The sequence below is a fragment of the Salinibacter sp. 10B genome, from assembly GCF_002954405.1.
In the GTDB taxonomy this organism is placed as follows: Bacteria; Bacteroidota; Rhodothermia; order Rhodothermales; family Salinibacteraceae; genus Salinibacter.
In genome coordinates, this window is sequence record NZ_MQWC01000004.1 from 1 (window position 1) to 14,194 (window position 14,194).

Annotated in this window: 6 protein-coding genes; 2 read left to right on the top strand and 4 right to left on the bottom strand. The window is 57.4% G+C overall.

What is annotated here, in order from left to right; all coding sequences use genetic code 11:
• On the top strand, positions 1-1,206 hold a 1,206-nt coding region (locus tag BSZ35_RS00335; protein ID WP_146109958.1), incomplete at its 5' end, for a T9SS type A sorting domain-containing protein.
• Between the two features lie 1,384 nt (positions 1,207-2,590).
• Positions 2,591-6,373: a choice-of-anchor Q domain-containing protein gene (locus tag BSZ35_RS00340; protein ID WP_258096013.1), complete on the top strand. Its 3,783-nt coding sequence runs from the start codon at positions 2,591-2,593 to the stop codon at positions 6,371-6,373.
• 556 nt (positions 6,374-6,929) lie between these two features.
• Here BSZ35_RS00340 and BSZ35_RS00345 read toward each other — a convergent pair.
• The 4 genes from BSZ35_RS00345 to BSZ35_RS00360 all read right to left on the bottom strand — a co-directional run bounded on the left by BSZ35_RS00345 (position 6,930) and on the right by BSZ35_RS00360 (position 13,744).
• Complete coding sequence (locus tag BSZ35_RS00345; RefSeq protein WP_258096772.1) at positions 6,930-8,159, bottom strand: T9SS type A sorting domain-containing protein; 1,230 nt, start codon at positions 8,157-8,159, stop codon at positions 6,930-6,932.
• A gap of 702 nt (positions 8,160-8,861) precedes the next feature.
• Positions 8,862-9,458 (bottom strand): hypothetical protein, encoded by a 597-nt coding sequence (locus BSZ35_RS00350; RefSeq protein ID WP_105010579.1) that lies wholly within the window; start codon positions 9,456-9,458, stop codon positions 8,862-8,864.
• Positions 9,459-9,745: 287 nt separating this feature from the next.
• Positions 9,746-10,441: a response regulator transcription factor gene (locus tag BSZ35_RS00355; RefSeq protein ID WP_105010580.1), complete on the bottom strand. Its 696-nt coding sequence runs from the start codon at positions 10,439-10,441 to the stop codon at positions 9,746-9,748.
• Positions 10,442-10,603: 162 nt separating this feature from the next.
• On the bottom strand, positions 10,604-13,744 hold the full coding sequence (locus tag BSZ35_RS00360) for a PAS domain S-box protein (RefSeq protein ID WP_105010581.1): 3,141 nt from the start codon (positions 13,742-13,744) through the stop codon (positions 10,604-10,606).
• Positions 13,745-14,194 lie beyond the last annotated feature (450 nt).

Here is a 14,194-nt window from a genome sequence, read left to right on the forward strand (position 1 = left end):
AAGGCGGCTGGGCGGAAGGGGAAGTCGTCGCGTTTGGGATTCAAGGTAGTGGCAGAGAGGGAGGGGACGCAGTTGATGCAGGACGAGGCGGCGACCGTGCTGGTCAGGTCAGGGGCGTCGGAGGGGTGGGACCGGTACGACGCGACGAAGTTGACGCCGCCGACAAACAAGTACGCGGTGATTGGGCCAGTGGGGAGAGGGCGAGACGGGAGCGCGACGATGAAGGCGCAGGAGTCTATTGCGGAGATATCGGGGAAGGAGCAGACGGTGCCCTTGGGATTGAAGGTAAAGAAGTACGCGGGGCCGCTGAGGGTCACGTTGAACGAGACCGTGAACGTTCCGGAGGAGTGGACGGTGAGGCTGGTAGACACGAAGGGGACGCCCGACCCGACCGACGACGAGAAGCGACTGCTGGAGGAAGGGGGAGAGGGATACGAGTTTGTGTACGGGGGAGGGAAGGCGGGAGGAGGAAAGAAGGCCGGAGGAGGAGAAGCGGTGAGGCAGGTTCGTCCGCCGGTACCGGAGCCGATTGACTGGAGTCCGCCGGGAGGGGAGGCAAAGAAGGCGTCCGGTGGATTGGAGGGGCGCTTTCGGATTGAGATTTCGAGGGGGGAGACGCTGCCGGTAGAGTTGGCGGGGATGGACGCGACGGTTCGGGGGCAGCAGGCCCGGTTGAAGTGGGAGACGGCGTCGGAGACGCAGAATGCGGGGTTTCGGGTGCAGCACCAGCGGCTTGCGGAGGGAGACAGCATGCCGGGCCCGACGGGCTGGGAGTCGCTGGGATTTGTGGAGGGGGCAGGGACGAGCAGTGAGGTGCAGCAGTACAGCTACGAGACCGAGCCGTTGGGATACGGGAGGCACGCGTTTCGGCTACGGCAGGTGGACGCAGACGGGGAGACGACGAGCAGTGAGCCGATCAGGGTAGAGGTAAGGCTGTCAGGGGCAGTAGCGATCGAGGGGCCAAGCCCGAACCCGGTACGGAGGGGAGCGGAGTTGGGCGTGACGGTAAGGTCGAGTCAGGAGGTAAGGATAGAGATGTACGACGTGCTGGGGCGGCAGGTACGAAGGGTGAAGGAGGAGAGGGTTCCGGGGGAGGAGCCTCAGAGGATTCGGATAGAGACGAGGGGACTTGCGAGCGGGACGTATTTTCTTCGGGTGAAGGGAGAGACGTTCCGGAAGACCCGTCGAATGACCGTCGTTCGGTAACAATCGGTCTGGCTCTTTAAATCGATCTGGAGGTCTTCGGATTTCGATATCGGGAATCCAGCAGGGGAGTGCTCGCAGTGTTCAACTCTCATGGTTTCCAGGGCAAATCGAAGCGTTGAAACTGACGTAATTTAGTCAGCAGATTTTTAAATAATCATGTTCTTATTTGGGGTTAGTGTCTGGTTTATGCTTTCGCATCCTGTCATAGCTTAGGTTTTCCAGTTAGGAGCGAGATCGGTGCAGGTCGGGATTTGATACTTCATAACGGATCCGGACGTGAGCGCCCTCAAACCCGTTGTTGAGGAGAAAGAGGCATCAATAGCACAAAATATTGAAGGGGGAAAAACATAATAGGGCGCGGCAGTTTTGAGTGACAATTTCGAATAAGAGGGTAGAAAAGAAATACGGAAGATTTTGCGGAAATTGAGAGAGGGAGGAAACTCCCATCTATCCACCTCTATACGCAACTATACGTAACTTCCATCCAACGGGTGCGTGGAAGTACGTAGTCTGGTATCGTCTTTGTCGAGCTTTCTGGTGAGGATTGATCAGAGAACGTCTCGGACTCTAAGAGGCACGTTTCGGAAGAGAGACTCCAGACAAAGTCGAAACCTTCACATCCAGAAAGAACCACACCATGCAGACGTACTCAGGTCTAGTACGACTCCTTTCAGTAATGGGGCTTTTTGTGAGTCTGATGGTGTTCCTAGGAGGATCTCCAGCGTACGCTCAGTGCGACATTTATGTTGACACGAATGCCTCTGGGAACGGGAATGGGACTCAAGCGAGTCCCTACACGAATTTACAAGATGGGTTGGATGAGGCGGTGAGTGGTGAAGTCGTCTGTGTGGCAGAGGGAACGTATAATCCGCCGAAAAAGAACACGGCCTTTTCCATAACTGGCGGGTCGACTCTTAGAGGAGGGTATCCAGCTGGGTTCGCTTCGACGACGCAAGATGTCGAGGGCAACCCCACGATTCTGGACGGCGCGAATGTACAGCGTGGGTCATCGGCGAAACGGGTGTTAACACTTGGTAGTTTTTCGGGAACGACCGTTGTTGATGGCGTCACGATTGAGAATGGGAATGGGGGAGCTGGTGCTGGTTTCTCTATCGGAGGAGGAGGGTTTAGCGATACCGTAACGTTTCGGGACGTGATCTTTGCGAGCAATGACGCAAAGAATAATGATGGTGGTGCGGTTGAGCTTCGCGGAAGCGGGACGGCGAATTTTGAGGGTGTGTTGTTTCGGAGCAACACTGCTGGAAATGGAGGAGCGCTCTATGCCGGAACGAGCTTTACGCTTAATCTCGAAAATACAGCCTTCAGGGGGAATGAGTCCGGAGGAAGAGGAGGAGCTGTATATACAGAAGGCGGGAGAGTGAATATGGAGAATGTCTTGGCGGCCGGTAATTTGTCTCAGGGTGATGGTGGGGCATTCTACTTTAACTACAATGGCGGCCTGGGATTTGTGAATGTCACTGTCGCGGGGAATCGGGCGCAAGGAGGAGGGGGAGGCGTCTTCCTTGACTCGGACAATACGTCGACGATCGAGAACTCGATCATATGGGGAAATGCAGGAGATTCGGGTGCCGATCAGGTTGCCTTGGCGAATGGGGGAACGGATCCCGTATACCGATACAGTGATATTCAGGGGTCAGGCGGATCCGGGGCTTGGGACTCGTCTTATGGAGATGATAAGGGTGAGAACATTGCGCTCAACCCTATATTCTTGTCGCCGAAACAGCCATCGGCTGCTCCTACGACTGGTGGAGATTATCGGCTTGGAGCGCGCTCGCCTGCAGTCGATGCTGGAGATGATGGAGCGATTACCCTTTCGACTGATCTTGATGGGGAAAATCGAATACAAGAAGAGGCTGTTGACATGGGAGCGTATGAGGGAAGTGCTCAGCTTCCCGACCCCGAGATTTTGTATGTAGATCAGTCTTCGGGCAGTGATGGGAATGGGGGAACCTCCTGGTCTGACGCCGTCGCGACGCTGCAGGCTGCTTTGAGCCAAGCCTCCACTAACACAGAGATCTGGGTAGCAGATGGGGTTTATTATCCGGATGAGGGGCCCAACGTCTCGGACGGCGAGGTGGGAACCTCTTTTACGCTCAAGGATCGGGTGAGCATCTATGGGGGATTTGCCGGTAACGAGTCTAGTCGTTCGGAGCGAGACCCAGACGCAAATCTAGTTGTTTTAAGTGGGGATCTCGATCAGGACGACAATACCAACAAGTATGGGGTTGTGACGTCCCCGAGCGATCAGAATAGTGGGTCGAAAAATAACCCGACGAACGCCTACCACGTCCTTGATGCAAGTGACGTCTCTGCACAGACGGTCGTTGATGGAGTTACGATCACAGCCGGCTCGGCAGACGACCGGAAGAAAAAGGACGGGCGCCCGGAAGAGGTGGGAGGAGGAGTTTTTATTGACAACGGAAGTCCGACCCTTTCAAACGTTCGAATTATTGGAAACCGGGCAAAGCTCGATGGAGGAGGGATTGCCAGCTATGGAGGTGGAGGGCCGGTTCTTAGCGAAACGGTGATCGAGTCGAACCGATCTCAGCGAAACGGGGGCGGGATTTACAACGCTGACGGGAGCAGTCTTCGGGCTCGATTCGTAGTACTTCGGAGGAACACGGCTTCCAATGCAGGGGGCGGAATTTACAATACGCAATCGAACATTCGGTTTACGAATGTCACTATTGAGGGGAATGTGGCTTCTTCAAATTATGGGGGAGGAATCTATACGTCCTACTCGAATGGATCGATTTTGACAAACCTGCGGCTGGTGGGGAATCGGGCAGCCGCGGGAGGTGGATTCTATAACACGGGAGGAGGAGGCACCAAGACAACAATTGGGACCTCCTCATTTAGTGGGAATTACGCTACAAATTCCAGCAATCCCCGGGGTGGGGCTATCTTCACTGCGAATGAGACTCTGGAACTGAACAATTCAATTGTATGGGGAAACGGCCCGAATCAGATTGTTGACCGGAATACCTTTTCTCAACAGTCTTCTCTGATTGAAGGAGGCCTGGGCGGGGCATTGAATCAGGATCCACTCTTTATCAGTGATCCAACCCTCGCGAGTAACGGGCCGACCACGGATGGGGATCTCCAACTCCAGCCGACTTCTCCCGCTGGAGATGCGGGAGCCAATACGCTTTTGCCCGCGGATGTTAGTGACCTCGATGACGATGGAGAAACTAGTGAACAACTACCTCTTGACTTGGCGGGGAGTCAACGGGTGAAGGACGGTGATGTCGATATGGGAGCGTACGAGGGCACGAGTGCTAGTCTGACGGTGCAAGGCAGCTACGGAGCTGATGGCTCGGATGCGGGCTGGAGAGACATGGGAGTGCCGGTTACGGGATCGAGCGGGGCTATTACCGTTGCCGACGTGGAGCGAGGGACAGGGACGGGCCTGGAGAATCTTTCGAAGTGGGGAGTGTGGCGAGACGTGAACGATTCCTGGAAGCGTCTTGACAAGGACAGTCCGCTTCCGGCGGGGCGCGGATTTACGGTGTACCTTTTCGACAAGCGGGAGTCGACGATTGACCCGAGCATCACGTTTGAGACGACCCAGGGATCCATCATTGGGGATCAGGACGTGACGGTGGGAGACGGGAGCCCGACGGGGGATGGGGAGCTTGCGCAGGATGCTCAGTTCCACTTTCTCGCAAACCCCTACGCTGTCCCTTATGATTTAGCCGAGTTAAATAGCCAGGCCCCAAACTTTTCGGATTTCCAGACGACAGTTCAGGTTTGGAATGTAGATAACCGCAGTTACCACACGATAGATGTAAGTCGCTTTAGCTCGGATAGGACAGGGATTTCGTCGTGGCAGGCGTTTTACGTTGAGCGATTTAACGTGGGGTCGGGGGCGACGCAGTTGACGTTTCCGAGCAGTGGTCGTTTGCCGGCGGCGTCGAACACGAACTCATTTTTTGGGGAGAAGGCGGCTGGGCGGAAGGGGAAGTCGTCGCGTTTGGGATTCAAGGTAGTGGCAGAGAGGGAGGGGACGCAGTTGATGCAGGACGAGGCGGCGACCGTGCTGGTCAGGTCAGGGGCGTCGGAGGGGTGGGACCGGTACGACGCGACGAAGTTGACGCCGCCGACAAACAAGTACGCGGTGATTGGGCCAGTGGGGAGAGGGCGAGACGGGAGCGCGACGATGAAGGCGCAGGAGTCTATTGCGGAGATATCGGGGAAGGAGCAGACGGTGCCCTTGGGATTGAAGGTAAAGAAGTACGCGGGGCCGCTGAGGGTCACGTTGAACGAGACCGTGAACGTTCCGGAGGAGTGGACGGTGAGGCTGGTAGACACGAAGGGGACGCCCGACCCGACCGACGACGAGAAGCGACTGCTGGAGGAAGGGGGAGAGGGATACGAGTTTGTGTACGGGGGAGGGAAGGCGGGAGGAGGAAAGAAGGCCGGAGGAGGAGAAGCGGTGAGGCAGGTTCGTCCGCCGGTACCGGAGCCGATTGACTGGAGTCCGCCGGGAGGGGAGGCAAAGAAGGCGTCCGGTGGATTGGAGGGGCGCTTTCGGATTGAGATTTCGAGGGGGGAGACGCTGCCGGTAGAGTTGGCGGGGATGGACGCGACGGTTCGGGGGCAGCAGGCCCGGTTGAAGTGGGAGACGGCGTCGGAGACGCAGAATGCGGGGTTTCGGGTGCAGCACCAGCGGCTTGCGGAGGGAGACAGCATGCCGGGCCCGACGGGCTGGGAGTCGCTGGGATTTGTGGAGGGGGCAGGGACGAGCAGTGAGGTGCAGCAGTACAGCTACGAGACCGAGCCGTTGGGATACGGGAGGCACGCGTTTCGGCTACGGCAGGTGGACGCAGACGGGGAGACGACGAGCAGTGAGCCGATCAGGGTAGAGGTAAGGCTGTCAGGGGCAGTAGCGATCGAGGGGCCAAGCCCGAACCCGGTACGGAGGGGAGCGGAGTTGGGCGTGACGGTAAGGTCGAGTCAGGAGGTAAGGATAGAGATGTACGACGTGCTGGGGCGGCAGGTACGAAGGGTGAAGGAGGAGAGGGTTCCGGGGGAGGAGCCTCAGAGGATTCGGATAGAGACGAGGGGACTTGCGAGCGGGACGTATTTTCTTCGGGTGAAGGGAGAGACGTTCCGGAAGACCCGTCGAATGACCGTCGTTCGGTAACGCATTGAAGTATCCTATTCGGTTTAAGCTTGATTCCTGCTTCTATGCATGCCTGGGACAGGAAATATTTAAAAACTAAACTTTTTATCAGTTAGTATTGTCTCATCATGACCGAATATAGACGACGGGATCGATCGACTCTGTTAAGGGGAGCACGGGTTCTGGGAGTTCTCAGTGTCTGTCTTCTAGCACTTCCAATTGCATTCGGTAGTGGGGGAGGAACCCTATTCCAGGCAAAAGCACAGTACTCGGAAACCCGATCCGATGACCGGTCCATATACAACTCGCCGTCGGATCGTCTACGCTCGCGAGACGACCAGCGAAACAGAGAAGATCATTCCGATTTGGGGACCCTTCCGGATTGGGCAAGAAGTAGGGCGCACGGTAACCGAACGAAAACAGAGGAGTACGCAAGTGGGCCGTCATCGGGAGTGCAGACGAAGGATGGAAGGCCGGGAGTGCCAGTGGATGGAGGGCTCTTGTGGCTTCTTGTTGCCGGGTTCGGTTACGGCGTCTTTCGCCTTCGAGGAACGGGAAGCAGGAAGGCCGCAGCTCGCTAACGCATTCGTACCACCCGTTCCGTCTCCGTAAATGTTTCTCCATCTACTCTGAGCAAATAGCTGCCCGAGGAGAGACGATTTCCGGCCATTCGCATCTGAGTCTGAGCACCAGCCGATACGTCTACCGGACCTATCTCTTTCACCACACGTCCAAGCATATCTACGAGTTGAATCGTCACGCTCTGTGCGGCGCGAGGGGTCAGAGTAATGGTCATTTGTTCGGCAAATGGATTCGGGGCAGTGGTCAGATCAACCGGTCCCGATGGCTTTCGAACGAGCCGGACCGGTTCAGAATAGTGTGTCGCTCCGTCCTGGTCGATTTGCTTTAAGCGAAAGATGTGAGTTCCTGAATTGAGGGAAGAGGTCATAAATCGGTAGGTTTGGGGCTCGTTGGTTGTGCCCTTCCCATTCACGAAACCGATTTTTGACCACTGATCTTTCGCGTCTGCATTATGCACCTCTTGATGCTGAATGGCAAACCCGCTGTTATTCGTCTCAGACATCGTTCGCCATCTGAGTACAGCCTGATCTCGGGTGGAGTTTACAGAGAACGAGGAGAGTTCTACAGGAAGGGAAGAGTCAGCAGGTCCGACTTCTCCGGCTAAGGCAATGTGTGTTGTATCCGATGTGGTTTTTTGAGCGGAAGGTGCCGATTTGGACGCTTCTTCTTCAGATGAGGAAGATGCCTCCAACTCGAACGAGATCGTATCGCTGGGGTCATCGATAACAAAAGTCTTACCTAGGGCCTCGCTCCGCAGTCGAAGCGACCAGTTCGAGGGCACGGAGTACCACGTCTCGACACTGATCGTGTACGTCGCAGCCGGCATGTTTTTCTTGATCAGTTTAACGTCCACAACCTGCAAGCTGTCACTGTATGGTCGACTCTCTTGGGCTTTCAGAACTTCCTCACCATCTTTCACTCCTTCGAACGCAATGGCTGCCCAGCGGTCACCGCGGGGAAGAAGCTTAGAGGCGTCGTAGCGGTCCCATCCCATCGTGCCTTCGGACAGAAAGTAGAGACTGAAGGCCTTATCAACGGAAACTTCACCGCCAGCCGAATCCGTGGTTCTAAGGGTAAGGTCCATATATGCTACCTCCGAGGCGGAGGACAGGGTGGGTTGTTGGGAAGGAGCATCCGGAGTATCCCAATTGGCCTGCGCCGGCGTGCAGAGACCAAGAAAAAGAAAAAAGAGGGCTGTTATAAGCTCAGTAGATGTGAATCGCATGGCGATCAAGGGGGCTTTTCCGAGGTGATCGTGAGTCCTCAGCATCAGCGGATTGCTCCGTGTGTCCCCAGCCACTGTTGTGTGTAGAAGCTAGGCAGGTCCTTGAATGCTATCCACAATGTGCAAAATGGGGGAGGAGACGTCTATACGCATCTTCTCGTAATTATTGAGATACTTCCCCCGATTCCTGCTATCAATTCGGTCTTGAACCGTCAGATGTGCCGATCGCTTGACCGATGGGGGGGGGGCAACGTCTAAATTTCAGGTGAGCCGATGCTGGGCGTGGGGAGGGAGTGCCTTTGGAGAGCATTCCGTTCTCATCTCTTTCGCTTGGTTGCAATCCCGCCGTCTGCGAAGTGGGTATAGGCGAACGGAAAACGACGAAAGGGGACGTCCGCTTCGATCAGCCGAGAGGCAAGAGGGAGGGCTGACCCTGGGCTCGTGCGGGACGCCGATCGAGACGGGGGCAAAGGGGGCTGCGGGATCCTGCGTCGGATGGTCCTAGTGGACTGTTACACCTCATGTGTGGAGGGCACGGAGTCCATCCGACATTCGCCGAGAAGAGGCAATGCCGAGGGGCGCCTGTATGACCGCTCTACGGAAGGCGAACGGCTCTGGATGATGAGGGTGAATCCCGAATCGTGACCCGTCAATCCATTCGTAACAGTCCACTAGACCCGGAGGATGAGCACGAAGGGGATTCTACTTCCCCCGGTGCCGCAAATCTGCAATGAGGTCTACACTCCCTTTTCGGTAGCGGGGGCGGACCATAATTTCATTCCCCAACACGCTGGGCCACAGTCGAGTGGGGTCTACTGCGGCGGGCGTTGAAACGGGAGGAGAGGGCTTGGGCGGCTGCTTTCCCGACTGTTTGTGGGAAGAGGGAGGGGAGGCCTCCTGGTTGAGAGCGGATTGTGTACCATGAGGAGCCGTTCCGTCCGGTTGCTTCGCTTCTGCCTCTGCAATCAAATCGCGCATTACCACGTTGCGGACGACTTGCACCGTGCCGCTGGGCTGGTGAAACTTGGTCCACCGCAGGGGAACGCGGATGGACTGGGCGCCCCCGCCGAAATGAAAGGTCCATTCGAGGCGCGTCCGTTGGGCATGGTAGGTAGACAATACCTCCAACGCCGAGGAGTCTTGAATCTTGAGGGTTGTACGCACGCCGGTGGCGGTGTCGTGTCCCGATACGCTCATGAGTTGAACCATGCTAAACCCGAGGGACTCGACCGTCACCGGGGCCTCGCGGGTCGATGCGGGGCGAAACTGCAGACGGGATACGACAAACGTCCGATGCATAAGGGGGAAGTGAGCGATAGAGAAAACAAAAACCGGTACTGCAGGCGGACACCAATCCTCCTGGTTCCATTACCACCTGCCTTCAAGGTCCGTAATGCTGACCATGAAGGCCATACGTAACACTCCGTATTCTAAAACGCCCTCTACGCCGATGGGGGCAGATGCTGTTGCGTGCCGATCTCATTCCGGCCGTGGGCGTCCGCCGGACGATGTTATGAGGACTGGTTCGAGGTGGAAGAGTCGAGTCTGCAGGGGCGGATAGAGAGTTGAGGCCGTAGAACGGCTCCTCAAGAATCGTCTTTCTCTTCGTCCACGGTTAAGTCCGGACGAGAGACCGGGGTATCCAAAATGAGGTCGTGCTGGTGGGCATAGGCGGTCATTTCCACCGCATTTCGGAGCTCGAGTTTGGATTGAATGTTCTCCCGGTGCTTTTCGACGGTTCGGTGGCTGATGCCGAGTTTCTCTCCAATTTCGCGACTGGTATCTCCTCGGGCGGTGAGTTGGAGCACCTCACGTTCCCGGTCCGTGAGGGTCTGGTATCGATCAAAGGGTTGATTCTGGGCATGTTTGACGGGGTCAATGAGGTCATCGGAGAGCTCCTCACTGAGATATTTTTCGCCCTGCATGACGGCCTGGATCGCGTCCATAAGTTCCTCTAGGGGCGATCCTTTCAGGACGTATGCGGACGCTCCGAAGGCAAAGGCCTCACTTACGTAGGAGTCCTCCCCGTGCATCGACAGCACAACCACTTTCGTCGTCAGGTCAAGCCGTTCGATTCGGGAGAGAATGTCGAGCCCGTTCAGGCTGGGAAGCCCGAGGTCGAGAATGAGCAGATTGGGCTCATGCTCCTTCAGGAGGGGAATGGCCTCCAGTCCGTCCCCGGTCGTGCCCACGACTCGGGCTTCGAGTTGCTCTTCCAGAAGGGAGCGTAGACCTTGCCGGGTAACGTCATGATCCTCAACTATGAGGGCCGATAGCATCATGGCAGCGGGAGGAGAGGTATCGTTACGCGCGTAGACCTTCAAGAAACACAGGGTACAAAGGAGCCTCGCAGAAGTCTCTACGCACTATCGCGTAATCTTCAGGCTGTTGTGGGGCAGCAACGAAAGGGATTGAGGGAGACAATCGGCTGTGGGGGGGGAGGCTTATGAGGAAAGAGAAGAGATGGAAAGGGGGAGTGTAGCGGAGAGGTGTGTGCCGCCTTCCTCTTTGGACTCGAAGTAGAGGGTGCCATTGAGGCGTTCGACTCGTTCCCGAACCCCGTGCAGGCCGTAGGCATCGTCCTTGGGATGCGTCGACGGATCGAAGCCGGTACCGTTGTCCGCCACGTCGAGGCGAAGGCCGTTTTCCTCCGTCCGCAGGGTTACCTTTGCGTCTTCACTGTCGGCGTGGCGAATGATATTGATGAGGGCCTCCTGCACGACCCGGAAAGCCGTCATTTCGACGAGGGACGGAAAGCGCTCCTCTTCTTCGACCTCGTTGTAAAGGTCAATCTCAAGATCGTGCTGCTCCTGGAGGTCGTTGACCAACGTGGAAAGGGCCCCCGAGAGGCCGTGCGCATCAAGATTCTTTGGATGCAGGCGTCGCGAGATGGTCCGGGTGACGGACGATACCTGAGCCACGAGGTCTTCCAGCTGGTCAAATCGCTGAGTGGGGGCCGCGTGCTTCTTTGCTTCGATGCGGCCGAGTTCGATGGTCATTTGAATCGTTGTGAGCAGCCCGCCCATTTCGTCGTGCAATTCCTGGTCGATCCGCCGGCGCTCCTCATCCTGAACTTCTAAGAGACGCTTGTCCATCTGGCGTTGCTCGGTTACGTCGCGAAGCACGGCCACCCAGTGTGTAATAGTTCCTTTTCCGTTGTGCACGGGGGCAATACTCCAGCGCGCGACAAAGGGGGTTCCATCCTTGCGGGACGTGAGAATTTCGCCTTCATGACGCTCCCCATTCTGTAGGGAGGTCCACAGGTCGGGGAGGACCCAGGCCTCCGTTTCTTTTCCGAAGAGCCACCGAAGCGACCGTCCCTGCACTTCGGAGGGGGGGTACCCTGTCAGGGGGTGAATGCTCGGGTTTGCGTAGGTAATGGCGGGTCCCGGCTCCGATCGCGGCTCGGCCTCCAAGACCAACACCGTCTCGTGGGTGTTTTCAACCACCGTCTGGAATTTGCGGAGCTGCTTTCGCTGTCGCTTGCGGAGGTCGATGTTTTCGACCATCCCAATGGCCTGGACGGCGTCCGGTCCGTCTAGGCGGGAGACCGTAAGGTGTCCCCAGAACGACGAGCCGTCGGGGCGAACGTATCGCTTTTCCAGCTGGTACGAGGTCCGTTCGTCCTGAATGAGCTGCTCGTACAGCTCGTTGTCCGTGTCGAAGTCGTCCGGGTGTGTGATCATTTCGAAATGCTGTCCCCGGAGGGCGTCGGCCGGCCGGTCCATCATAGAGGCCAGTGCGGGGTTGACGTCAATGAAGCGTCCGTTGTCGTCGAGAAGAGTAATGCCCAGAGCAGCATTCTCAAAGACGCCGCGGAACCGCCGCTCACTTTCTACGAGGCTAAGCTGGGTTTGGCGTCGTTCGGTGATGTCGTCGAGGTGAAAAACGGCCCCCGCAAAAGAGTTGCTTTCGTCGTGAAGAGGAGCGCCACTCACCGAGAGGAGGCGACGGGTCCCATCCGGCCATTCAAGAAGGAGCTCCTTTCCAATGAGGGGCTCGTTGGTTTTCTTGACGCGGGCGAAGGGAAGCTCGTCGTCCGGAAGGGGATCTCCTGCAGGCGTCATGACCTGCCACTCCGGGTCGTTATATTTTCTTTGGGTAACCTCTTGCGTTTCCATGCCCAGAAATTCCTGAGCACGATCGCTGGCCCGCACAAAGGCACCAGACTCGTCGAAAATGACGATGGCCGTCGGGCTGGTCTCGAAGACCCAATTGAGAAGGTCGCGCTCCTTGCGGATCGTCCGCTCTCGTTCTTTCAGTTCGGTAATGTCGGTGTAGATGGCATACACCTCCGGGGGCGCATCGGTGCGGTCATACCCGGCCACCTGAAGCCGGAAGTCTCGGAGCCCCTCTGTGGTCTGGCGCTCAACTTCAATTTGAAGCATGCCTTCTTCCAGGGCACGCTTGGTGAGGTGCTGGGCTGTGGCCCGCTGGCCTTCGGGAGCGAGGTGCTTGTTGATGTCCGTACCTACGGCGGAAGGGCCGGAGACCCCAAAGACATCCTCAAAGGCATCATTGATTGCGGTAATTGGGGTCGTCTCCTCTTCCACCCGGCACCGGGCGACGGGGGTTGGGAGGCTCTGGAAGAGGGCTTCGAATCGGTCTCGCTCCTTTTGGAGTGCGTGCTTTGCCTCTCGTTCATCGGTAAGGTCTTGAATCGTCCCCGTAATGCGGTGCACAGTGCCCTCTGCGTCGTGGGGAACGCCCTGCACTCGCACCCAGCGGCGCACCCCGTCGGCGGTGAATAGGGGAAGCTCCAAGTCATACGGGCGACCCTCGGAGCAACAGCGGTCGAGCGCGGACCGGAGCGTGGCTTGGGCCTCTTCGCCGAAGAAACTGATGGCCGAGTCGAGGTCCGGCTCGTAGTCGGCCGGGAGGCCGTACAGATCGTAGGTGGTTTCTGTCCAGGAGAGGCGTTGTTCAGGAAGAGTGAGCTCCCAGCCGCCCACGTTCGAGAGGGCCTGGACACGTTGAAGAAGGTCGGGGCGCTGTACCGCTTCTTTCGGGCGGGGGGCAGAGTCGGGGGCATTGAGCCCGTCTCCCATCCGATGCGCAATCTCCCGAACGAGTGCGTGGTCGGCCCGAGCGAACGGGGCGGAATGGGGCTCTGGGTCCGCAAAGCACACCGTTCCGTAGAGCTGTTGGTTCACCACAATTTTGGCCCCCAGGTAGCAGTCGAAGCCAAAGCGCTGGTACGCCGGATCCTCGGCCCATCCGTCCCGAGACGCATGATGGAGCGAGATGAGGTCGTTGGCTGCGATGACGGATCGGCAGTAGGTCGTGCTCAGGTCGTGGGTCTGTCCTTCGTGGAGCGCCGAGCACGACCCCACGAGGGCCATTACGGTGTGGCGCCCCAATCCGGGATTGATTCGGGAGAGATGTCCGTTTTGGACGTTCAGGGCGTCGCGCCCGATCTGCAAGAGGGATCGTACGAGGTCTTCCGGAGCGGTGGACGGGTCGGAGGAGACTGACGTTAGTCGCTCCTGGTCCTTGGGCCGGAGAGCAGAGGCCGTTTCCGGAGTCGAGAAGGATGCGTCAGACGAGCCGGACGGCGGAGGAGCGGGCGACGAAGCGAAATCCATGAATTGGATGCACAATCGGGCAGACGAGTGAAGGCTCCCAGAGAGGGCACGGGCCGTCTCCTGAACGACGAATGGTCGGGCAGACACCTCAGGAGACAAATCGAAATCGGTCTAGATGCCCGCTCTGTGGAGCGGGTTCGTCAGTGTGGGGGAATGTCTCCACCCAAAAGGAATGAAAACGTTTCATTGTGAGGAATATTGGTTTCAGAACCTGTTGTCTGCGCAGATACGAAACCATCTTGTCCGAAATCATTGACGGCGTCAGCCGGAGTCCCTGCCGATCGGGGACTCCGGCTGTGGTGAAAAGGAGATTACGAAGAAGCTGTTTTCACTTCATGCGCTGTGAGTCTAGCGGGTCGCAGCGACTGCGGATCCGTCCCTTCCGGACCAGAAGGCAGACCCATACGCTCCGATTTGCTTTTTTCTCTGCGAAAATACCGGCATCGGATG